Origin of the sequence: Acidiphilium acidophilum, assembly GCF_033842475.1 — a bacterium.
GTDB classification, from domain to species: domain Bacteria; phylum Pseudomonadota; class Alphaproteobacteria; order Acetobacterales; family Acetobacteraceae; genus Acidiphilium; species Acidiphilium acidophilum.
In genome coordinates, this window is record NZ_JAWXYB010000018.1 from 2048139 (window position 1) to 2071865 (window position 23727).

Genomic DNA, 23727 nt, shown 5'->3' on the forward strand with positions numbered 1-23727 from the left:
TTGAGTGAGACGCAGAAGCGGCTAAGGTCAGTTGACGTGAAAACCCATAAAACTAGCGGCCCCCTAAACCGGGGCCGTTTTTTTGTGCAAAAATTCCGCGAGGGGGTTGGCCGGTGTTTTGGGGGTCGACCGGTTCCTGTCCCCACCTCCCCACCCCATCGGCGCGTGATTGAGGTTTCGGAACAGGAGCTGATCGGCGTTTCGGAACGGGCCGTACTGGCGCTGATGGTGGCGGCGATGATGCCCGATTGTCGCGGGCTATCTCGCCGACTTTGATGCCCCAGTGATGCCCCGTTTTGGATTGGGTCGGTTCAGGGGTGTGGAAAAGTCCCGTAACCCATTGAAAAGACTGGTGCTGTCAGAGGGAATTGAACCCTCGACCTCCTCATTACCAATGAGGTGCTCTACCCCTGAGCTATGACAGCCTCCGTCGCCGGCAGGGTATATCCAATGGGTAGGGTGGGCGCAAGCCGCGCGCGGGCGGTGCTGCAAGCGGTCGAATGCGGTGGGCTGCCCCCGCAATCCGCCGCCTGCCCGCCGCGCCCCGTCAGAAATTATATTGCAACATGACGCGGTTATAGACGAAGGAGTGCCCCCGGTTACCGGTCGCGCCGTTATTATAGATGTAACTGGCATTGCTGACTTCGAGGCGATCGCGGATCGAAAGACCCTTGAAACGACCGCCCGGCGCATAGGTGAGGTCCAAATCGACTTCGTTGTTGCTGCCCTCAAGCTTGGTATTGAATTTGGTGATCCCGATCACCGCAATGATCTGCTTGTCCAGCATGTACTGCGTGACCGCCAGTTTTGCCGCGTCGCCCGGGCCGAGTTCGACCAGCCCGCGCAGCGTCGCCGTGGTATAGAGCGGATCGGTGGCATAGCCGACGGTGAACGGCGAGACGATCGCGCCGTCGCCGACCGATCCGGGGTGACCGGGCAGGTTGTTGTACGAGAGAGCGATGCTGCCGTCACCGAATATTCCACGGTCGATCGCATAGGTGATGCCGGTCTGAAAGCCGAAAGCGGTGGCATCGACGCCGTTGCCTTTGTAGCCATCGATCGCGGTGCCCCCGCGATTGCCGTTCAGGACGCTGTTCCTGCCGGTTTCGCGGAGATACTGGCCGGCGATGAACGGATCGATGCCGGTTCCGGTTTTGAACGTGTAGGAGGCGTCGGTGTAGGCCATCGCAGCGAAGTCGTAGAAATCGTAGTACCAGGCATCGGCCTTGATGCCGTGCGCCGCGTAGGCACCGCCGAATGCGAGCGTCCCCTGCGTCTTCGAGGCGTTGGCCCCGAGCGCCGCGGCACCGCCATAGGCAGAATCGCCATCGAACGTGGAGGGATAATAAAGATTGTCCTGATAGTAATTATCCGACGTCCGGCTCTTCCAGCGCAGCTCACGCAACCCGTACAGGCTGAGGCCCGGCAGGGGGTCGAGTTGAGCGAATCCGGCCTGATAGGTCGCCGGCAGGACCCGGGAATCGGAGGGGCTCATCCACGGCGTGTTGAGCAACTGATCACCGAGACGCACCAGAACCAGCTTGTTCCGGTACTGGATGAAGGCCTGACCGAGCGAGGTGATGGAATTGCGCGGCCCCATCAGCGTCGCATCCAGATGCGGGTAACCCGGTGCCCCCTCGGTATTATTGGCGCTGAGCGACTGCGCCGTGAAAAAACTGGTGCCGACCTCGAACCCGTCGAGGAACGGCGCGGACTGCACGTTCAGAATGCCCGCGAGACTGTAGGCCGACTGGTTGGAGACGCCCGGTGCGCCATACATCCTGTCGAAATAGAAGGACCGGACCGTGCCGGTGACCTTCGCCTGATCGAACCAATCCGCGAGCGTCGGTGCCGCAACCGGCCCGGTCTCGACGGATTGAGCCTGCGCTGCCGCGACGTTCGCCAACCCCGCGATCACCGCGAGTAACGTCACATATCTGATCTGCACCGTGAAAATCCCCTGTGAATTCGGCCGCGACGATCGCGGCAATCACAGGGTTCATACACCAACGCAATCGTGATTTTGAAGATGTTGTTTGTGATACTTCAAATACAGTCCAGACTATAATTTACATATATTTACATCTTAAAATTATTATCAAATGTAAATATCCACGCTTTGGCCATATTTATCTTCCGGCAGGCCTTTTGATTTTCCTGCCGGAAGATCCGGACCTCCACGCGCCCCGAAAGGTGCCATCGAGATCAGCTTTCCTGCGGCACGTGGTGGATCGCCGGGTTGCGTTGCGGCGTGGCGCGGCGAAGGGTCGCGCCGAACCACTGGTAGAACGCCGGCACCGCGAAGAGCGAGACCAGCGAACCAAAGGCGAGGCCGCAGATGATCACCAGCCCCATCGAGAAGCGCGCCTCGGCACCGCCGCCGGAGGCGAACACCAGCGGCAGCGCGCCGGCGATCATGGCCGCGACGGTCATCAGGATCGGGCGCAGGCGGAGTTCGGATGCCTTGATCACCGCCTCGGCCTTGCTCAGCCCCTCTTCCATCTGGATCACCCGGGCGAACTGAACGATCAGGATGCCCTGTTTGCTCACCAGCCCCATCAGCATGATCATGCCGACTTCCGAATAGATGTTGATGGTGGAGAGCCCAAGGGCGATCGGCACCACCGCCCCCACCAGGGTCATCGGCACGGCGGTCAGCACCACCAGCGCGTCGCGGAAGCTTTCGAACTGGGCGGAGAGCACCAGAAACACGATCAGCAGCGCGAAGGCGAAGGTGACGATGAAGGCGTTGCCCTGCTGCTCGAACTGCCGCGAAACGCCGCCGTAATGGATCTGATCGGTCGAGGGCAGGGTTGTCTTCGCCGTGGTCTTGAGAAAGCTCAGCGCCTGACCGAGCGAGACGCCGGGAGCCGGGTTACCCTGAATGGTGACCGAGTTGAGCTGCTGGAACTGAGGCAGAAAATCGGGTGCCGGGGCGTGTTGCAGGGACACGAACGTCGAGATCGGCACCATCGCACCGCTGCTCGAGCGCAGGTCGTAATCGCGCAGAAAGTCGGGGTTGGCCCGCAATTTCGGCGGCACCTGCGGCGTCACCCGGTAGCTCAGCCCGTTCATGCTGTAATAGTTGACATAATTGCCCCCGAGCAGGGCGCCCAGATTGGTGCCGATCTCGGCCATGCTGAAGCCCATCGAGGCCGCGAGCTTGCGGTTGATATGAATGGTCACCTGCTCGTTGTTGAATTTCAGGTCCTTGTCGACGAAGGAGAACAAACCGCTCTTATGCGCGGCGGCGATGATTTTCGCGGCTGCCTGATCGAGCGCATGATAGCCGCCGGTGCCGGTGATGACGAACTGAACCGGCAACCCGACCGCGGCGCCCGGCAAAGGCGGCAGACCGAAGGCCGAGAGCTTCATGCCCGGCACATTGGCCGAGAGTTTCTGCACCTCGGTGCGGACCTGCTGCGTCGTCGTGCTGCCGCGCTTGGGTTTGAGTACCAAGCCGGCGACCATTTCGTTGTCGAGCAGCATGCCGCCGACGCCGATGCCGTTGACCACGAAGGAGTTTTCCTTCGACGGGATTTTGTCGAACACCGCCGAGGTCAGGTATTTGTCGTAGGCATTCATGTATTGCAGCGTCGCGGTCGGCGGCCCGATGCCGTTGACGTAAACGATGCCCTGATCCGCCGGCGGGGCGAGTTCGCTCTTGCTGATGTTGAACAGCGGCAGCAGGCCGATTGCCAGAAGTGCCGCCGCCACCACAATCGCGGGCCAGACCCGGAAGCTCGCGCGCAGCGCCCGGCTGTAACCATCGCGCAGGCGGTTGAACACCCGGTCGATCGCCTGCGCCGCGCGGCCCGGTTCACCATGCTTGAGAAAGCGCGAGGACAGCATCGGCGCGAGGGTGAGGGCAACGACCAGCGAGAGGATGACGGTGCCGACGATGGTGAAGGCGAACTCGCTGAACAGGCTGCCGATCAATCCTCCGAGCAGGCCGAGCGGGGCGAACACCGCGACGATCGTGGTCGCCATCACCAGGATCGGGCTGGTCAGCTCCCGGGCCGACAGGATCGCCGCATCGATCGGGCTGAGGCCGCCTTCGATATGGCGATGGACGTTTTCGACCATGATGATGCTGTCATCGACCACGAGGCCGATCGCGAGAACCATGGCGAGCAGGGTCAGGATGTTGATGGTGAACCCCAGCGCCATCATGATCGTGCCGGTGCCGAGCAGGGCGATCGGGATCGCGATCGCCGGGATCGCCAGCGCGCGGAAGGAGCCGAGGAAACCGTAGATCACCACGATGACGATGCCGAGCGCGATCGCGATGTCGAGCAGCACCTCATCGATCGAGGAGCTGATGAAGGACGCGCCGTTATAAAGGACGAAGCCCTTCATCCCCACCGGCATCGCGGGCTTGAGTTTTTTCATCGTCGCGACGACGCCTTTGGCAACATCGAGCGAGTTGCTGCCCGGTGCCGCCATCACGCCGATACTGACCGAGGGGGTTCCGTTGAGCAGCACCGATGAATTGTAGGTCTGCGCGCCGAGTTCGACCTTCGCGACCTGATCGAGATAAATCGGCGTCCCGCCTTTATAGGCGACGATCAGATGATCGAACGAGGATGGTTTGTGCATCGAGGTATCCGCCGTCAGATTGACCGCGAAATACTTGCCCCGGGCACGGCCCACGGCGGCGACGTAGTCGTTCTTTTTCAGGGCGTCGTCGATTTCGGCCGGTGTCACGCCGAGCACCGCCATTTCGTGCGGGTTGAGCCAGACGCGCATCGAGAAGGTGTTGCCGTTCGGGCCGGTGCCGGGCGGCAGGATCGAGGTCAGGCCGATGCCCTTGACGGATTCGATCGCCGGCTGAACCACGCGGGTGAGATAGTCGGTGACCTGCTGCTGGGTATAGTTTTTTCCCGAGAAGTTCAGATACATCAGGTCGGCACCCGAACCCGATATTTCCTGCACGATCGGCAGCATCACGCCTTTCGGTAACTGGTTGAGGACCGAGTTCACCTTGGTCTGCACCTGGGTGAGCGCCGCGTTCGGGTTCTGGCCCATCTGCATGTACACCGTGACGATCGAAAGCCCTTCCTCGCTGATTGCTGTCATGTAGTTGATGCCGGGCGCCTGACCGATCGCCTTTTCCATCGGCGCGGTGACGAAGGCGGTCACGGTTTTCGGCGAAGCCCCAAAGTAATGGGTGGTGATGACGACCGTGGTGTTCACGGTCGGCGGATATTCGGTGATCGGCATCGAGACCAGCGATTTGATGCCGAACATCAGGATCGCGAGGCTCAGACTGATCGCGAGGATCGGCCGGCGAATGAACAGCGAGGTGAAGTTCACGATTGCGCCTCCAGCGAGACGGCGTTGTTGATGATCACCTTGTCGCCCGAGTGGAGCTTCACCTGACCGGCGGTGACGACGTTCATCCCCGGCTTGACGCCGCTCAGCACTTCGACGCGGCCACCGAACTGGGCGCCGACCTTGACCGGTTGTTCACGCGCGATGTCCTTGCCGCCGGATCGGTCGACGACATAGACGAAATCGCCGAACGTGTTGAACGAAACCGCGACCATCGGCACGGTGACCACCGGTTTCGCGGTGGCACTCTCGATGGTGACCATGGTGAACATGCCCGGGAACAGGCCGGCCTGATCGTGGATCACGGCGCGCACCGACATCGCGCGGCTCTTCATCGAAACATGGCTGTCGACCGCAGTGACATGAGCGGTGACGTGGCGTGTCGCATCCCCGGCATGCACCGCGATACTTACCGGCGCGCCGATGTGAACGAGGGCGATATCCTTCTGCGGGATCGAGAAATCGACGTACAATTGATCGAGGTTTTCCAGATCGGTGATGATGTCGCCGGGATGGACGTAGGCCCCGGCATCGAGCGTGCGCAGACCGGCGACGCCCGCAAACGGCGCGGTGATGGTGTATTGCGCGAGCGACTGCTTGAGCGCGGCCACGGCTGCCTGATCGCTTTTGTACGCGTAGGTCGCGGTGTCGTAATTGGCCTGCGAGGTGCCTTTGACGCCGTAGAGCCCGCGCTGGCGGTTCGCATCGATCGCGGCAAGATGAGCTTTCGCCTCGGCCTGTTCGAGCTGCCCCGGCAGCGCCCCGGCATTCAGCGTCAGCAGGACCTGCCCGGCCTTCACCTTCATGCCGGAGTGAAAACCGACGCTCTCCACCACACCGCCGACCGCACTGCTGATCGGTGCGCCCTGCACCGCCATGATCTGGCCGACCGCGCTGCTGGACTCGGCATGGTTCACCGTCGTGACCGGCGCATCCGATACCACCACCGCCGGATCGGCCGAGGCGGCCAGCTTCCGATGGACCTGATCCTCCTGATACCGATGCAGTCCGAACACGATGCCGAACAGAACGACAACCGCCAGCACGGCAACTATGACAGCACGCTTCATGACTTGTTCGATCCGTTCGCGTTATCGACAGGGGTGGTGGGTGAGGCATCGCCCATCGCGACGAACAGGGCGACGATGTCCTGATCGCAGGTGACGCGGGCGGTGAGGGCCGCAACCTGATCGCTCTGGGCGAGCAACTCGGCGTTCAGCAGGGTCTGGTAGGTGATCGCCCCGGCATCGTAGCGTTCGCGGGCAAGGGTCTGGGCATTGAGGGCGAAGGTGGCGGCGGCCTGACGCTGGGCGAGCGACGCCTCGGCCCCCTGCAGGCTGCGCAGTGCATCGGCCACCTGGCGGAACGCGAGCAGCACGGTGTTGCGATATTGCGCCGTCGCCTGCTGCCATAAGGCATAGGACGCTTTTTTATCCGCCGAGAGTTTGCCGCCTTCGAACAGCGGGGCGGCGAACGACGAGGCGAGCGAAAAGATTTCCGAGGCCGGATTGAACAGGGCAACCGCGCTGCCGGCACCGAATGCGCCGCTGATGTTGAAGCTCGGGTACATCGCCGCCGTCGAGGCATCCACCGCGGCGGAAGCGGCTTTCACCCCGGCCATGGCGGCCACGATATCGGGCCGGTGCTCGACCAGGACCGAAGGGATCACCACCGGGATGTTGGTGGGCGGCACGAGATCCTTGAGATCGAATGCCGGCACGGGCTGGTCCGGCGTCGTGCCGATCAGATAGTCGAGCCGGTGCCGGGCATCGTCCCGCGCTGCGGTGACCAGAGGAAGCTTGGCCTTGCTCGCGGCCAGGACCGCTTTTTGCTGCTCGACCGATTCATCCGAGATCGCACCGAAGCGATAGTCGCTGTTCATCACGCCGAGGATCTGGGTCTGCGCCTGAACGATGCGGGTGCGCAGCTTCACCTCGGCCTCATTGCCCGCATAGGAGATCGCGGCGGTCGCGATGTTGCCGGCAAGGAAGATCCGGGCATCGTCGAGTTCGGCGGCGCTGACTTCGGCACGATCACGGCTGTTGGCGATCAGGTCGGTCTGCAGGCCGAAAACATCCGCGCTGTAGCTGATCTGCCCTTCGGCCGAGGCAAGGGTGAACGGCTTGCCCGGCACGACGACCCGCCCGCCCACCACCGAGCGGATCGCGGTATTGCGCTGCAACCCGCCCCCCAGCCCGATGGTGGGAAAGAGCGAGCCTTCCTGCGCGATGGCGTATTCGTTCGCCGCCGTGAGCGCATGCTTCGCCGCCGCCAGGGTGGGGCTGTGCGAGAACCCCTCGGCGATCAGCATGTTGAGCTGCGGGGCGTGGAACATTCGCCACCACGCCGCGTTCTGCGTCGCGGTCCAGGACAGGGCCGCGCTCATCGATACCGCGCTGTGCGCGGAATTGGGGTCGTGCGCGCCGTAATGCGCGGGGGGCGGCGCGGCAGGGAGCTTCAGGTGCGGGCCGACGGAGCAGGCTGACACACCCAGAGTGAGCAGGAGCACGAGGGGGCGGCGCAACACCCGCCGGGCCCTCCGGCTCACGATAAAGTCAAACGGAACTGGAAATTGCATTTTTTCGATCATATCTGCGATGGCCTGCAGTTATGATTTTCCGGCTTGGATGTCGATGGTCAATTGTAAGCGGATTGTAAAGAGGTGAAAGCAGATTATAACAGGATGATTTCCAAAACACACTCTTACACTTATTCGCACAAGATGACTTATTTCTCAGTCCCGTTGGGTCTACATTGAAAATATAGCCGATCAACCCGGTGGATACCCACTCACAAGGAGTTTCATAATGAACAAGCTATCATACGGCGCCGCTCTGGCGCTCCTGCTCGCCGTCAGCGCCGCAGCCCCGTCGGCCTCGGCCCAGACGCCGGGTGTCGGTAACGGTTCGCCCCAGACCTCGGGCATGAACAACGCTGCGGTCAGCGGCGGTATTCCCGGTATGGATGCCGGGCGGTCGGTGACGCCGCCTGCCGGCATCCCCGCCGGTGAACCCCGGCCGGGCAGCATGAACGGTGCTGCGGTCACGGGTCATTTCAGCGGGTTCAAGGCGGGACGGCTGCCGGCAAGGCGGGTTGGATCGACGCGCGACATGAACCGTCCCACCGGCGGGATGAATAACGAGGGCGTGTCAGGCGGATTGCCGGGTATGACCGAATCCCGCACGGTTTCGCACGACGGCAACTGATCGGGTGCCGCGCCGGCGGGACGTTGATTGTCGTTGTCCGGCATCAATTTCTGGACATCGTCATCCGATCGCGACACATGTGACTTACGACGTCCCTGCCCGCCTTGCTCGAACCGTCAGGATTTTGCTGCCATGTCCGCCCAGATCACTCCCGCTCCGGAACCCGTGACCGACACGATCCTGCTGATCGACGACGATGCCCGTCTGCGAACACTGGTCGAAGACCATTTGACCGAATTCGGCCTGAAGGTTGTCGCGTTGCCGGATGGGCGGAAAATGGTCGAAACGCTGAAGACCAACCAGATCGATCTCGTGATCCTTGATCTGGGGTTGCCGTTCGAAGACGGATTGAGCCTGTGCCGCAAAATCCGCGCCGACAGCACGGTGCCGATTCTCATCCTGACGGCACGGGGGGATGAGGTCGATCGGGTTCTCGGGCTGGAAATGGGGGCGGATGATTATCTGGCCAAACCGTTCAGCCCGCGCGAACTGATCGCGCGGATCAAGGCCATCCTCCGGCGCGCCCGGATCGTTGCCGCGCCGGCGCGCAAGGAAGTCGAGAATGTGAGCTTCGGGCCGTTCACGTTCGATTTCCAACATCAGAAATTATTCCGCGATGGTCATATCGTCGGGATCACGTCGGGCGAGGCGAAACTGCTCGGCATTCTGGTCTCTCATGCGGGGCAGGCGCTTTCACGCCAGCAGATCATGGTGCTGAGCCGGGGGCGCAGCTATGGTCCGTATGACCGCACGATCGATGTCCAGATTTCCAAACTGCGCAAAACGATCGAGGCCGATCCGGCGGACCCTCAGTTCATCCAGACCGTCTGGGGCGAGGGTTACGTGTTCTATACCGACATGCCTTGACGCGGTTGTTGCCGCGATGATCCGCCGACGCGGATTTACGACGATGCAGCGGGCGGTGCTGTTGCTGCTCGGTCTGTTCATCGCGACCGAGGCCACGGTCGTTGTTTTGTTTCATGTCTATGTGATCGAACCGGCGGCGACCCGGTTTGCGGAAATCCTGATCGACGCGACGCAGGCCCCTGCCCTTCCGGCACGTTCGACGCCCGGCGCGATTGCATCATCGGGTCAGCGATTGCTGTTCAGCCGGGAGGCGGCGCCGGGGCATCTGCCGAATAATTATTTTCTGGCCCAGACCGCGCGCGATATCGCCTCGATGACCGGCGGGGGGCAGATGCGGATCAGCCCTGATCTGGGGGCGCGGAAGGGTATTGTGTGGATCAGGCGGCCGGGCGCGCCGGCATGGATCGGGTTTCCGGTTTCGCGGTTCAATTTCGGGGCGTCGAATTTCGTTCTGCTGCGGCTCATCGTTCTGTTCGGCTTCACCTTTCTCGGCTCCGTGGTGATTGTGCGGGAGATCAACCGGCCGCTCGCGCGGCTTGCGGCTCTGGCTCATCAATGGGGCAAGGGGGATCAGATTTTCGAGATGGCGCCGTTCGGCGGGCCGGATGAAATCCGCCAGGTCGAAACGGCGATTCGCGGCATGGCGGCGGATTTGCGCGCGCTTTACGATGAACATTCGGTGCTGCTCACCGGGATTTCGCACGAGTTGAGAACGCCGCTGTCGCGTCTGCTGCTGGTGCTGCATCTGCCGGATGCCAAGCTTCTCGCGCACAAGCAGGCGATGTTCGACGATGTCGCTGAAATGGACGAGACGCTCCGGAAATTTCTGGCGCTGGTTCGCAATGACAGCCAGGAACGGAGCATGACCGCGAGCCTCGCGCCGTTTCTGGCCGAGATGAGCGAGATCGGGCGGGAGCGGTATAATCTCGATGTCGTCGCGACGCTGCCGGATTTGCCGCCGGTTGCGTTCAAGCCGCTGGCACTCGAACGGCTCGTGCGCAACCTGTTCGACAATTCGGCCCGCTATGGGGCGGATGCGATCCGGATCACGGCGGTCACGACGGCCGAGTCGGTCAAGCTCGCGTTTACCGATAACGGCCCCGGCCTGCCGACCGCCGATGAAACCGATGATGCTTTCAGTGCGCGCAGCGCCCGATCGGGTTCCGGCGTCGGGATGTTGCTGTGCCGCCGGATCGCGACTTTGCATGGCGGGAGCATCGAGTTCGTCAATGCTCCCGAAGGCGGGCTCAGCGCCTGCCTGACTTTGCCCCGCGCCGATGTGAGACGGGGCCTGTCGCCGGGGGGCAAAACCGAAAGCCGCGACCGGCGGCGGGGGCCGATGGTCACGTAGAGGGTCGCACCGGGCCGGGAACGCGGAGGTTTTCGTCCATTTTGTTGCGATATCGTAATGACATGGACGTGGTTCGGCTATTTCGGGTGGACGATGAAGAAATCGGGTGGGGTGAACCAGGGGTTATGGGTTTGGGCGCGGGGGCTGAAGGTGTGGTCGAGGAGTGATTGGATGGCATCGAGCGTGGGGGCGCGGAGTGGGGGGTCGGGGGGTTTGGGGATTCGTGGGTGTGGGTTTTGCTGGCGGGGTTTGGTGGATGGGTTGCGTAATAGAGGGTGGGGTTTGGATTGAAGGGCGTCCTGCGGATGGGTTGGGGGGATCATGCGGTAGATCAAGGTGAGGTCGATGCCGAGGAGGTGGCAGAGGGGGCGGAGGATGCGGCCGATGCGGGGGTCGCTCGCGATGAGGGATTCGGTTTCGGGCTCGCAGAGGAACTGGCGGAGGGTTTGGGCGTGGGCGTTGGCTTCGGGGAGAGGTTGGGCGATCCAGCCGAAGCGGCGGGGTAGAACAGGGGGTGGTTTGGGGGTGGATTTGCGTGGGGCGCGGGGCGCGGCGATGCGGCGGGGCTTGGTGCGCTCGGCCTCGATGCGGGCGAGCAGGTCGCGCAGGCGGGTGGTGAGGCGGGAGAGGCGACCGTAGAGCAGCAGGCCGAGCGGGGTGGGCAGACGCGCGGGACAGCCCTGCACCTTCACGCTGGCGGCGGCGATGGTCTGCTTCAGGCGATCTATGAAGCCCGCGAAACGGGTGAAGAGGGGTGAGGCCGCGTTCATGCTGACGTTAGAGCATGAGCGGTGGGGGGTGGGAAAGAGTTAGTTCTGGTGACGGGCAATTTTTGGTGGGTGTGAGGCGGCGGAATAATCGCGGTTGCCTTTCGGTTGGGTCTTGGCGGTGCCAGAGTTTCGGACTCGATGTTTGCTGGCGGCGAGCGTTGATGGGTATCAAGGGATATTCACATTACGTTTACTTCGAGCAAGCGTATTCTCTTTTGGGGCAACTTGGGGACTTCCCACAACACCCACAATGTATGTAGATAGATGGTGGCAGGTAATATCATCTCATGCGCACTGATCCCTATTTGTCGCAACCCCATTTTTATCGAGAGACTTGGCGTAATGAATGAAGGAACGGAGGCTCAGAAGATAGCGGAGGCTTTAGAGACGATTTTCAGAGACGATTTTCAACCATAGAGAGTCACACGTGGTAGTTGCCCTGACGGGGCGTACAGGGAGCGGATGCACGTCTATAGCTGATATTCTGGCTACCGCATCTTTCTCTGACTTAAATCTGCCTGAAATCGAGAACTCCCCTTGGTCGCAGGAGGGAAGAAAAACTAAAATAGTGAATAAGTGGCTTAGAGAGAAGTGGACAGCATTTCTACGCATAAGCGTCAGCGATATCATTCTCCTCATTGCACTTTCTGATCAAGATAATTCTACAAGAGAGTGTTTGAAAAAAGGAGTTGAAATCAAAAAAGCACTTGAGCTTGACTATATTTTTACGGAAAATTTTGCTATAGCTTCAAAAACGATAAATACACTAAGTCTTCTTAGAACCGCTACAGATTCTGACAAAAATGACACATACGAATTTATTTTTAAAAGGTTACCAAGCATTGCGAATAACTTACGACAGATACTTAATTCGAAAGACAAATCTTCATATATCGCTGCCTTCCAGAAAATTGGAGACAACATCAGACGGTCGGGAAGTTCGAGTTCTGATAAGATTTCTCCTTCAGCACTCTTGCTCATCCCAGACCTTATATCACAAATTCTTAAACTACATCGTATAAAATTTCCGGTTTCTTCGAATAACAAGGTTCACGTTGTTATCGACGCCCTTCGCCATCCATTCGAAATTAGATATTTGCGTGAACGAATTGCTCGTTTCTATCTGATCGCCGTAACAACAAACGACAATGATCGCAAATCGCGTCTTATTGCCCAGAATTACACGATCGATGATATCACAAAACTTGACGAAAAAGAATATCCGACAAAGAACACCGACGGATATAGTGCATTTATATCACAAAATATACAGGCATGTTTGGCATTGGCCGATATTTATATAAGTAATTTAGGCCGAGGTCATAAAGACTTGAAGGCCACGACGCAGCAATTAATGCGATATATAGCTCTCATGCAGCATCCCGGATTAGTAAATCCTACAAGTGTAGAACGTTGCATGCAAGTTGCTTTTTCTGCGCGTGTCAATTCCGGTTGCGTCTCCCGGCAGGTTGGCGCAGTGGTTACCAACAGCAACTTTTCCATTCAGGCTATCGGATGGAATGATGTTCCGAAAGGACAAGTCCCATGTCTTTTACGCAATGTCGACGATGTATATGCTCGACATGATGTGATCGCTTATAGTGAATTTGAGCTCGAAGACGAAGACTTTAGGAGCCTTATTAAGGAAAAGTTATCAAATAATTCAGTCTTAAAAGGTAGAAATCAGTGTTATTGTTTTAAAGATATTTATAATTCTCAGAAAAGTACAAAAAATCAGGTTCACACTCGCTCTCTTCATGCTGAGGAAAACGCATTTCTTCAAATCGCGAAGCATGGCGGCCCCCCTGTAGATGGAGGAAACCTCTTTAGCACTGCCAGTCCGTGTGAATTATGTGCCAAGAAGGCGTTTCAGCTCGGAATCAAAAATATTTATTATATTGACCCATATCCTGGAATTTCGATCAGCCACGTTCTAGCGTCCGGGAACAATAGGCCCAAGATTATGCTGTTTTCTGGCGCAATAGGCCGTGCCTATCACGATTTATATGATCCAATAATTCCGTTCAAAGACGAAATAGCCAGGTTATCCGTCGGATAATATTTTAGATATCTAATTATATTATGAACTGACTGGAGAGATGGAAAACTTTTTAGGTGCAGGATAAAGATACCACTCTACGACTATTTGAAATAAGTGCTTAGGAAATTTTGACGGGCACCGAAGGATACCCGTCAACATTCCTATCTCCATACTATTTACTAAACTCGCATTCTTTCTGAATGTGATCTTAGTGAAACATCTTCTGGATAATTTAATGTAGCACCGAGATCGACTCTAATCGTACCCTTCTCGGCTAGAATGGCCGGAATTACTGCGCAACCATTCGTCCAACGTCCATCATTTTCCTGTTCGTACCATCCATCTACAAGTGCTGGATGATCTAGCGGAATGGAGGAACCATCAGAATATTTCAGAGCAGCAATTTTGACACCGAGTATCCGGCGATCACGCGGGTCAGGTGTAAGATGACCGGGTACTGCAACGCGAGATCGAATTATGATTGAACCGTTGCGCAGGGACTCGATATTCAGATCAGGATCATTAGTAACTGGAATGCCTGCGCGGGCTATGAGGTCTTCGCGAACCGACTCTACAACTGGTCCTTGTTCCGCAAACGGGGCGCACCCCGTCGCCTCGCGGAGGCGTTGCCCGAAATCGGGATGTAGAACCACCTGCTTACTCCCGTCGAAGAAGTGTCTATTCCCGGTATCCAAGTATGACTCAACCGCAGTTTCTTCAGCATATATGACATCGTGCCGATCTAACTCAAGGTGGTAATAATCAACGCTCTTTCGTGCCACCTGTCTTATGCTATAGCCATTAATAAGCGCCTTAGCCGGAATTAGATGTCCATCAATAAAAAGAGCGTGATCCGGTGATACAAACAAATGCCGCGCGGGAACACCATCCTTGATTGCGTCGGGCTCAAATTGAACCGGCAGAACTGTTTCCGGTCGGGGATGCTTAGTGCTGTCGATATGACGATGACCAATCCACCGAATCGGAGCAAGGCGACCGCCTTGTGCGACGACCATGTCCCCGACTTTTAGATGATCGATTTCTTTCTCACCTTCCGGTGTCAGAATACGAGTACCCGCGGCAAAGCACACGGTAATTTCGGTCCCCCCGTTAACGGTTTCAATCGAAAAGCCGTTAGATGCATATGTACCGACCGACAAAAATACTTCACCAACAACCTGACCAGCACTGTTGTCGAGAACCAATGTCCCCCCCGGCGACGTGCTTCCAAAAAATGAGTTTTGCGTAAAGCTGGCCGAGGTAGCTACTACCCCCTGCATGTCAATAGTATCACTACCGACAAAGCTTGATCCTGTACCTATCGGACTGTCACCCAAAGTGAAGTTCGAGACTCCTGGATCAAGTATGATTTCATTATCCACGCCGTATAAGTTCACGATTGGCGGTATCATACTCGAAAGCTGAGAGCTAAATTCAAGCGTCCCGTGCCCAATATTATTATTATTTGCGTCCTGCCCGACATTGAAGCTGTCGGAAACGACGCCACCCGAAATAGGATTTAAGTATACGCTTGCGCCGTTGCTTATATCGGTAGTAATAACATCTCCACTAAAACCTAGAATTTCAGTTGATATTGGGTTACCTGATACCCCAGGTCCTTCTATATTAACTGTAGCTAACGATCCTTCTATCGCATACGTTCCTGATAAACTTATATCGGCTGTTCCAAACATCGAGATTGATATAATGGATGTCACTTAACCTCTCCTACTTTGGGCGCGTCGGTTTGTTTTGATGTCCGTTAGAGCTCATAAGGGAGACTCTGAACGGACGCAATGAAATAATTGAGAGCAAAACGTATCAATTTTTATACGATCGTGTTTTAGGATCATATTTGAGTGGAACGAATGGGTCAGAATACCTCATATATTAAATTTTATAGACTGAACCCATAAAATGATCTCAGCAAGAATGTGAAACAGATAACGTTTGGACCGAATAATCATTGTACTACCTATATAATAAAACTTATGATTTTCTTCCTATCGTTTTGCATTTCGAAAGTTTTTTGGTTCTTTTTTACAAAAAAGAACTACTTTCTTCCTTACTCCATTGGTACGAGCACGCACACGGCGGCCTGGGCGGCTATGCCTTCGCCTCGGCCGGGGAAGCCTAGTTTTTCGGTGGTGGTGGCTTTGACGGAGATGCGGGTGATGGGGATTTCCAGCAGGTCTGCGAGGCGGGTGCGCATGGCTTGGGCGTGGGGGGTGATTTTGGGGTGTTCGCAGATGATGGTGATGTCGGCGTTGGTGATGGCGCCGCCTTTGGAGGCGACGAGGTGGGCGGCGTGGCGGAGGAATTTTGTGCTGTCGGCGTCTTTCCAGGTGGCTTCGGTGGGGGGGAAGTGGCGGCCGATGTCGCCTTCGGCGAGGGCGCCGTAGATGGCGTCGCAGAGGGCGTGGATGGCGACGTCGGCGTCCGAGTGGCCGGCGAGGCCGTGGGTGTGGGGGATTTCGATGCCGCAGAGGATGAGTTTGCGGCCTTCGGTGAGGGCGTGGACGTCGAATCCGGTGCCGATGCGGGGGATGGCGCCGGCTTCGATGAGGGATTTGAGGGTCATGCGGGGCTCCGGTGCGGCGATGGGGGCGGTTGGGGTGGTGGTGTTTGGGGCGGGGTTTGGCGATTGGGCGATTGCGCGTCAAGGATGGGGAGCGTAGTGATTAAATCATGGGCATAGATGGGGTGAGCGACGGGGTTATGGCTGGCGGCGGGACGGGCATTGGCGGGGCGGGGATGGCGAAACTCAGGCCGATTACGTTGCGCGCGGGGCATGGCGGTGCGGCGCGGGATGTGGTGATCGATGTGCCGGTTATTTTGGCACCGATGTCCGGCGTGAGCGATCTGCCGTTCCGGCGGCTGGTGAAGTCGATGGGTGCCGGGCTGGTGGTGTCCGAGATGATCGCGTCGTGGGCGATGATCCATGAGAATGCGGCGACGCGGCGGATGGCTTCGGTGGAGGAGGGCAAGGGGCCGAATTCGGTGCAGCTTGCCGGGTGCGATCCTGCGGCGATGGCCGAGGCGGCGCGGATGGCGGTGGATGGCGGGGCCGATATTGTCGATATCAATTTCGGCTGCCCGGTGAAGAAGGTGGCGGTGGGGCAGATGGCGGGCTCGGCGCTGATGCGCGATGAGGCGCGGGCGGCGCGGATTCTGGAGGCGACGGCGCGGGCCGTGGATGTGCCGGTGACGTTGAAGATGCGGATGGGGTGGGATCGGGAGAGTTTGAACGCCCCTGCCCTCGCCCGGATTGCCGAGGATGTCGGGATTGCGATGGTGAGCGTGCATGGGCGGACGCGCCAGCAGTTTTACGAGGGGGTGGCGGATTGGGATTTCATTGCCTCGGTGAAGGATGCGGTGTCGATTCCGGTGATTGCCAATGGGGATATCACGACGGTTGACGGGGCGGCGGCGGCGTTGGCGCGTTCGGGTGCGGATGGGGTGATGGTGGGGCGCGGGGCTTATGGGCGGCCGTGGTTTCCGGCGCAGGTTTCGGAATTTCTGATGACCGGGCGACGGGTGGAGGAGCCTGGGCTGGAGATGCAGCGGGATGTGTTGCTCGGGCATTATCGGGCGATGCGGGCGCATTATGGCGAGGTGCCGGGGATGCGGGCGGCGCGGAAGCATATCGGGTGGTATTCGCGCGGCTTGTATGGGGCGGCGGAGTTTCGGGCGGCGGTGATGCGGCTGGATGAGACGGCGGCGGTGGAGGATTTGGTGGCGCGGTTTTATGAGCGGGCGGCCGATATGCGCGAGTCGGGCGATGAGTTGCGGGATGCGGCGTGATTAAGATGCAGCGGTGCGCCGGATGAGTGGATTACGGGGCGCGTTTCGGCGGCGGGTGGCGGCGGCGAAGCGGGCGGAGGCGCCGGTGGAGACCGCGCGGTTGCTGGCGGCGTTGCCGCTCGCGGTGATCGAACTGGATGCGGATGACCGGTTTCTGTTCGTGAATTATGCGGCGGAGGAGTTGTTCGGCTCGTCCTCGGCGTTTTTGTATGGCAAGCCGCTGCACGAGATTCTGCCGGCGGATCATCCGATTTTCATGTTGCTGGATCGGGCGCGGCGGGATGGGGCGCCGATTGCCGAGCATGATCTGGCAATCGAGGGGCCGCGATTCGCGCGGCGGGGGATTTCGTTGCAGGCGGCACCGATTGCGGATGCGGCGGGGCATCTGGTGGTGACGTTGCAGGATAGTTCGGCGGCGCGGGCGCTGGATCAGCAATTGTCGGCGCGGAATGCGGCGCGGAGCATTACCGGGATGGCGGCGGTGCTGGCGCATGAGGTGAAAAATCCGCTTTCGGGGATACGCGGGGCGGCGCAACTGCTGGAGGCGAATGCATCCGCGGATGATCGGGAACTGGCGGTGCTGATCAGGGACGAGGTGGACCGGATCAAAGATTTAGTCGAGCGGATCGAGGTGTTCGGCGACAAGAAGATGGATTTGCAGGCGGTGAATATTCACCGGGTGCTGGAGCATGTGCGGCGGCTGGCGCAGAACGGGTTCGGGGCGCGGGTGAGGTTTGTCGAGGCGTATGATCCGTCCCTGCCGCCGGTGCTGGGGAACCGGGACCAGTTGGTGCAGGTGTTGCTGAACGTGGTGAAGAATGCGGCGGAGGCGGTGGCGGAGACGCAGCGGCCTGATGGGGAAATTCTGCTTTCGACCGGGTTTCAGCATGGGGTGCGGCTGGCAGCTTCGAGCGCGCGGGGGCAGCCGAATTTGCCGATCGTCATTGCGGTGCGGGATAACGGGGCGGGGATTCCCGAGGATATCAGGCGGCATCTGTTCGAGCCGTTCGTGAGCAGCAAGGCGGTGGGGTCGGGGCTCGGGCTGGCGCTGGTGGCGAAGATCGTTGCGGATCATGGAGGGTTGATCAACGTGGACAGCAGGCCGGGGCGGACGGAATTTCGGGTGCATCTGCCGCAGTTCGAGGATCGCGGCGAGGGTGAGCATCGATGACGACCTTGCCGACGATATTGATCGCGGATGACGATCGCTCGATCCGGACGGTGCTGACGCAGGCGTTGGGGCGGTCGGGGTATCAGGTGCGGACGACATCCTCGGCGGCGACGCTGTGGCGGTGGGTGGAGGATGGCGAGGGCGATCTGGTGATCACCGATGTGGTGATGCCCGATGAGAACGGGCTGGATCTGGTGCCGCGGATCAAGCGGATCAGGCCGGATCTGCCGGTGCTGGTGATGTCGGCGCAGTCGACGATATTGACGGCGGTGCAGTCGACCCAGCGGGGGGCGTTCGAGTATCTGCCCAAGCCGTTCGATCTTGGGGAGTTGCTCGGGATTGTCGATCGGGCGTTGAAGCAGCCGGCGCTGGCGGTGCCGGTGGAGGCTTCGAAGGCGCCTGAGGATAATCTGCCGCTGATCGGGCGATCGGGCTCGATGCAGGAGATTTACCGGGTGATCGCGCGGCTGACCACGACCGATCTGACGGTGATGATCACGGGGGAATCGGGGTCGGGCAAGGAGCTGGTGGCGCGGGCGCTGCATGATTACGGGCGCCGGCGGCAGGGGCCGTTCGTGGCGATCAACATGGCGGCGATTCCGCGCGAGCTGATCGAGAGCGAGTTGTTCGGGCATGAGCGCGGGGCGTTCACCGGGGCGACCAACCGGCATGTCGGGCGGTTCGAGCAGGCGGCGGGGGGGACGCTGTTTCTCGACGAGATCGGGGATATGCCGCCCGAGGCGCAGACGCGGCTGCTGCGGGTGTTGCAGGAGGGCGAGTTTACCACGGTGGGGGGGCGTCAGCCGATCCGGGCGAATGCGCGGATTGTGGCGGCGACGCACCGGGATTTGCGGGTGCTGATCCGTTCGGGGCAGTTTCGGGAGGATTTGTTTTATCGGTTGAACGTGGTGCCGATCCGCCTGCCGCCGTTGCGCGAGCGGGCGGGGGATATTGCGTTGCTGGCGCAGCATTTTCTGGCGCGCGCGCAGGCCGAGGGCTTGCCGATGAAGACGCTGACGCCCGAGGCGATGACGCGGCTCGCGAATTACCGGTGGCCGGGGAATGTGCGGGAGCTGGAGAATTTGATGCGGCGGCTTTCGGCGCTGGTGCCGCAATCGATGATCGGCGAGGAGATCATCGAGGCGGAACTCGCGGATCGGAGCGTGCAGGAGGTGGCCGGGACGCCGGGTGAGGCGATGCCGGATACGCCGCAGGCGGTGGAGCGGGCGATCGAGCGGCATGTCGCGCGGTTGCTCGGCGAGGCGCGGGATGCCGGGGAGGATGGGGTGTTGTACGACCGGGTGCTCGCGGCGTTCGAGGAGCCGCTGATCCGGCTGGTGCTGGGGGAGACGCGGGGCAATCAGATCCGGGCGGCGGCGATGCTGGGGCTGAATCGCAATACGCTGCGCAAGAAGATCCGCGAGCACGATATCGGCGTGACCCGCCGCGTTGGCTAGGTGAGGCGGATGGACCCGGTGAGCCCGAAGGACGAGCGCGGCAGGAGCACAATGGGGGCGGGGATGCTCGACGTGCTGCTCGGGCGGGTTTCGACGCTGGTTCTGGCGGCGCTGGCGCTGATGCTGGGGATCGGCAGCTTTGCGTATCTCGCGGGCGGGATCAAGCTGGAGCTGCATACCGGGGCGGCGTTCGGGCTGGCGATCGGGGATATTGCGATATTGCTGCTGCTGATCACCGTGCTGGTGGCGCGGGTGACGCGGGTGGTGATGGAGAGCCGGCGGGGTGCGGCGGGGGCGCGGCTGCATGTGCGGCTGGTGCTGCTGTTCGGCGGGGTGGCGGCGGTGCCCGCGATACTGGTCGCGATTTTTGCCGCGGTGTTCTTTAACCTCGGGATTCAGGCCTGGTTCAATCAGCGGGTGCGGACGGCGCTGGCGGAGAGCCAGCAGGTGGCGGTGGGGTATCTGGATGCCAAGAAGAACAGCATCCGGCTCGATGCGCTGGCGATCGCCAATGCGCTGAACCAGAACGGGCCGATTTTCTACGGCGATCCCCAGAATTTTTTCAATCAGGGGTTTCTCAATGTGCTGGTCGCGCAGACCGAGCTGCACGGGCTGACCCAGTCGGCGATTTTCGAGCCGCTGACCGACAAGGTGGTGGCCTCGGCGGGGTTGTTCGCGGGGGCCGGGGTGACGCTGCCGCCGGAGAGCGTGGTGGCGGAGGCGGAGAAGCATCAGGTCGCGGTGTGGAACACGCCGAATTCGACGCTGGAAAGTGCGGTGGTGGAGCTTGAGGCGACGCCGACGCTGATGCTGATGGTGGAGCGGCCGATCGACCCGAGTATTCTTGCCCATGTCGATCGGACCCGGCAGGCGCTCGCGGAATATAACCGGCTGGAGCATCACCGGGCGCAGTTCGAGCTGTTTTTCGCGCTGATTTTCACCACGGTGGCGTTGCTGGTGCTCTCCGGTGCGTCGCTGATCGGGCTTGTGTTCGCCAATCAGATCGCGCGGCCGATTTCATACCTGATCGAGGCGGCGGAGCGGGTGCGGGCGGGGGATTATCTGGTGCGGGTGCCGGAGGGCGATTCCGGGGACGATGTTGCGGGGCTGTCGCGCGCGTTCAACCGGATGACCGGGCAGATCGCCGAGCAGCGGGCGGAGCTGATGAACGCCTATGGCCAGATCGACGAGCGGCGGCGGTTTACCGAGACGGTGCTGGCCGGGGTTTCGGCCGGGGTGATCGGGCTCGATCCCAAGGGGCGGATCGAGTTGCCGAACCGGGCGGCTTCGGTGCTGCTCAGCCTCGATCTGCTGGCGCATCTCGGCACGCCGCTGGTGGAGTTGCTGCCGGATTTCGCGCCGCTGGTCGCGCAGGCGCGCGAGACGCCGGAGAAACCGGCAACCGGCGAGGTGGAATATGGCAGCGCGAGCGCCAAGCGGGTGTTTCTGGTGCGGATCGGCGCGGATCGGAAGGGCGAGCGGGCGACCGGGTTTGTCGTGACGTTCGACGACATCACGGAACTGCAATCGGCGCAGCGCAAGGCGGCCTGGGCGGATGTGGCGCGGCGGATCGCGCATGAGATCAAGAACCCGCTCACCCCGATCCAGCTTTCGGCGGAGCGGCTGAAGCGGCGGTTCACCCGCGAGATTACCTCCGACCCCGAGAGTTTCGCGCAATGCGCCGATACCATCGTGCGGCATGTCGGCGATATCGGGCGGATGGTCGATGAGTTTTCGGCGTTTGCACGGATGCCGCAGCCGATCATCAAATCCGAGGATCTCGGGCGGATCGCGCGCGAGGCCGTGATTTTGCAGCGGAGCGCGCATCCCGGGATCGACTGGGTGGTCGATTGCCCCGATCCGGCGCCGCGCGCGCGCTGCGATGCGCGGCTGATCGGCCAGGCGCTGACCAATTTGTTGCAGAACGCGGCGGATGCGATTGCGATGCGGCCCGATAACGTGGCGGCGGGTGCGGCTCACGGGAAGGTGACCCTGCGGATCTCGACGGTGGGCGCGACCCATCATATCGCGGTGAGCGATGATGGGATCGGATTGCCGGTGCAGGATCGCGCACGGCTGGTCGAGCCCTATATAACGCATAAGACCAAGGGGACCGGCCTGGGGCTCGCCATCGTGCGCAAGATCATGGAGGATCACGGCGGCGGGCTGGAACTGGAGGATCGCCCGGACGGGCCCGGATCGGTCGTGACATTGACGCTGGCGGCGGAGACACCGATGAACGAGCGGCCGGTCGATACGGCGGGAGCCGGGCGAGTGGCGCAGAAGGCGGATTAGGAGGCAAATGTCCGAAATACTCATCATCGACGACGAGCCGGATATCAGGCTGCTGATCGATGCGATCCTGCGCGACGAGGGCTATGCCACGCGCAATGCCGGCACGTCGGACGACGCGGTGGCGGCGTTCCGCGATCGCAGGCCCTCGATGGTGGTGCTCGATGTGTGGTTGCAGAACTCGCCGCTCGACGGGATCGGGATTTTGCAGATCATGAAGGCTGAGGCGCCGGAAGTGCCGGTGGTGATGATTTCCGGCCATGGCACGATCGAGATGGCGGTCAATGCGATCCAGTACGGCGCTTATGATTTCATCGAGAAGCCGTTCAAGTCCGACCGGTTGCTGCTGATCATCCAGCGGGCGCTGGAGGCGGCGAAGCTGGCCGCCGAAAATGCCGAGTTGCGGCTGCGGATGGGGGCGATTTCCGACCTGACCGGCAGCAGCGCCGCGATCACCGGGTTGCGCCACGCGATCGAGAAGGTCGCGCCGACCGGATCGCGGGTGCTGCTCTCGGGGGCGGCGGGCGCGGGCAAGGAGGTGGTGGCGCGGATGATCCACGCCCAGTCGAAGCGCGCCGACCAGCCTTTCGTGGTGCTGAATTGCGCGATTCTGGCGCCTGAGCGGGTCGAGATCGAATTGTTCGGCACCGAGGCCGGGGCCGATCCCGACGTGCAGCCGCGCCGGGCCGGGGTGCTGGAACGCGCCCATGGCGGGACTTTGCTGCTCGATGAGATTGCCGACATGCCGCTGGAGACCCAGGGCAAGATCGTGCGGGTGTTGCAGGACCAGAGTTTCGAGCGGATCGGCGGGTCGGCGCGGGTGAAGGTCGATGTGCGGACGATCGCCAGCTCGGCGCGGGATTTGCAGGCGGCGATCGCGGCGGGAAAATTCCGCCAAGATCTGTATTACCGGCTGGCGGTGGTGCCGCTGCGGGTGCCCTCGCTGCGCGAGCGGCGCGAGGATATTCCCGAACTCGCCGCCTATTTTCTGCGGCGGGCGGCGGAGACCTCGGGCCTGCCGCCGCGCAATTTGTCGTCCGAGGCGCTGGCGGCGCTGCAGGTGCATGACTGGCCGGGGAATGTGCGCCAGCTTCGCAACGTGATGGACTGGCTGATGATCATGCATCCCGGCGAGGCGGGCGAGGCGTTTCGCGCCGAGCATCTGCCGGTGGAAATCGGGGCGCATGCGCCGCGCGCGCTCGCGATCGATCCGCTCGCGGATATCATGGCGCTGCCGCTGCGTGAGGCGCGGGATGTGTTCGAGACGCAGTATTTGCAGGCGCAGTTGCTGCGGTTCGGCGGCAATATCAGCCGGACCGCGAATTTCGTCGGGATGGAGCGCAGCGCGCTGCACCGCAAGCTCAAGCAGCTCGGGATCGGGGCGGAGGATCGCGCGGGGGCGGCGTGAGGGACGCGGTTGGATCGGTGGTCAGG

Annotated in this window: 15 protein-coding genes, 1 tRNA gene and 1 pseudogene; 9 read left to right on the plus strand and 8 right to left on the minus strand. The window is 60.6% G+C overall.

The features are described from left to right. Nucleotides 1-350 precede the first annotated feature (350 nt). The 5 genes from SIL87_RS12415 to SIL87_RS12435 form a co-directional block, all read right to left on the minus strand. Nucleotides 351-425, minus strand: a tRNA-Thr gene (locus SIL87_RS12415). A 122-nt stretch (nucleotides 426-547) separates the two neighbouring features. Then, nucleotides 548-1948, minus strand: a complete 1401-nt coding sequence (locus tag SIL87_RS12420) for an OprD family outer membrane porin (RefSeq protein WP_319614490.1) — start codon at nucleotides 1946-1948, stop codon at nucleotides 548-550. A 257-nt stretch (nucleotides 1949-2205) separates the two neighbouring features. Then, entirely contained in the window at nucleotides 2206-5316 is a 3111-nt protein-coding gene (locus SIL87_RS12425; protein WP_319614491.1) for an efflux RND transporter permease subunit, read from the minus strand. Further along, complete coding sequence (locus tag SIL87_RS12430) at nucleotides 5313-6404, minus strand: efflux RND transporter periplasmic adaptor subunit (protein WP_319614492.1); 1092 nt, start codon at nucleotides 6402-6404, stop codon at nucleotides 5313-5315. The genes SIL87_RS12425 and SIL87_RS12430 overlap by 4 nt, the downstream gene beginning before the upstream one ends. Then, nucleotides 6401-7882: an efflux transporter outer membrane subunit gene (locus SIL87_RS12435; RefSeq protein ID WP_319614493.1), complete on the minus strand. Its 1482-nt coding sequence runs from the start codon at nucleotides 7880-7882 to the stop codon at nucleotides 6401-6403. The genes SIL87_RS12430 and SIL87_RS12435 overlap by 4 nt, the downstream gene beginning before the upstream one ends. 259 nt (nucleotides 7883-8141) lie before the next feature. Here SIL87_RS12435 and SIL87_RS12440 point away from each other — a divergent pair, with 259 nt between their 5' ends. The 3 genes from SIL87_RS12440 to SIL87_RS12450 all read left to right on the plus strand — a co-directional run bounded on the left by SIL87_RS12440 (nucleotide 8142) and on the right by SIL87_RS12450 (nucleotide 10758). Continuing rightward, nucleotides 8142-8540 (plus strand): hypothetical protein, encoded by a 399-nt coding sequence (locus tag SIL87_RS12440; protein WP_319614494.1) that lies wholly within the window; start codon nucleotides 8142-8144, stop codon nucleotides 8538-8540. Between the two features lie 132 nt (nucleotides 8541-8672). Then, the gene (locus tag SIL87_RS12445) at nucleotides 8673-9407 is read left to right on the plus strand and encodes a response regulator (protein WP_319614495.1); all 735 of its coding nucleotides are present in this window, start codon (nucleotides 8673-8675) and stop codon (nucleotides 9405-9407) included. 16 nt (nucleotides 9408-9423) lie between these two features. Further along, nucleotides 9424-10758 (plus strand): ATP-binding protein, encoded by a 1335-nt coding sequence (locus SIL87_RS12450; protein ID WP_319614496.1) that lies wholly within the window; start codon nucleotides 9424-9426, stop codon nucleotides 10756-10758. A 77-nt stretch (nucleotides 10759-10835) separates the two neighbouring features. On the opposite strand, the gene SIL87_RS12455 is transcribed toward SIL87_RS12450, so the two are convergent. Beyond that, entirely contained in the window at nucleotides 10836-11528 is a 693-nt protein-coding gene (locus tag SIL87_RS12455) for a hypothetical protein (RefSeq protein ID WP_319614497.1), read from the minus strand. A 427-nt stretch (nucleotides 11529-11955) separates the two neighbouring features. Between SIL87_RS12455 and SIL87_RS12460 the strand changes: the two genes are divergently transcribed. After that, nucleotides 11956-13587, plus strand: coding sequence for a hypothetical protein (locus tag SIL87_RS12460; RefSeq protein WP_319614498.1), 1632 nt, complete (start codon nucleotides 11956-11958; stop codon nucleotides 13585-13587). 161 nt (nucleotides 13588-13748) lie between these two features. Here the strand turns inward: SIL87_RS12460 and SIL87_RS12465 are convergent, their stop codons facing one another. Continuing rightward, a complete protein-coding gene (locus SIL87_RS12465) occupies nucleotides 13749-15287 on the minus strand; it encodes a Hint domain-containing protein (RefSeq protein ID WP_319614499.1) in 1539 nt (512 codons plus the stop codon). A 347-nt stretch (nucleotides 15288-15634) separates the two neighbouring features. After that, nucleotides 15635-16114, minus strand: a pseudogene (ispF, locus tag SIL87_RS12470) (2-C-methyl-D-erythritol 2,4-cyclodiphosphate synthase); the annotation flags it as partial. A 209-nt stretch (nucleotides 16115-16323) separates the two neighbouring features. On the opposite strand from ispF, the gene dusB reads away from it, so the two are divergent. Genes dusB through ntrX form a run of 5 tightly spaced genes read left to right on the plus strand, consistent with a single transcriptional unit; the run spans nucleotide 16324 to nucleotide 23701 of the window. Further along, nucleotides 16324-17373 (plus strand): tRNA dihydrouridine synthase DusB, encoded by a 1050-nt coding sequence (gene dusB / locus SIL87_RS12475; protein WP_319615976.1) that lies wholly within the window; start codon nucleotides 16324-16326, stop codon nucleotides 17371-17373. Nucleotides 17374-17395: 22 nt separating this feature from the next. After that, a complete protein-coding gene (locus SIL87_RS12480; protein WP_319614500.1) occupies nucleotides 17396-18544 on the plus strand; it encodes a two-component system sensor histidine kinase NtrB in 1149 nt (382 codons plus the stop codon). After that, entirely contained in the window at nucleotides 18541-20001 is a 1461-nt protein-coding gene (ntrC, locus tag SIL87_RS12485) for a nitrogen regulation protein NR(I) (protein ID WP_319614501.1), read from the plus strand. Before SIL87_RS12480 ends, ntrC begins: the two co-directional genes overlap by 4 nt. 9 nt (nucleotides 20002-20010) lie before the next feature. Then, nucleotides 20011-22296: a sensor histidine kinase NtrY-like gene (locus tag SIL87_RS12490; RefSeq protein ID WP_319614502.1), complete on the plus strand. Its 2286-nt coding sequence runs from the start codon at nucleotides 20011-20013 to the stop codon at nucleotides 22294-22296. A gap of 7 nt (nucleotides 22297-22303) precedes the next feature. Continuing rightward, nucleotides 22304-23701, plus strand: coding sequence for a nitrogen assimilation response regulator NtrX (gene ntrX, locus SIL87_RS12495; protein ID WP_319614503.1), 1398 nt, complete (start codon nucleotides 22304-22306; stop codon nucleotides 23699-23701). Nucleotides 23702-23727: the final 26 nt, after the last annotated feature.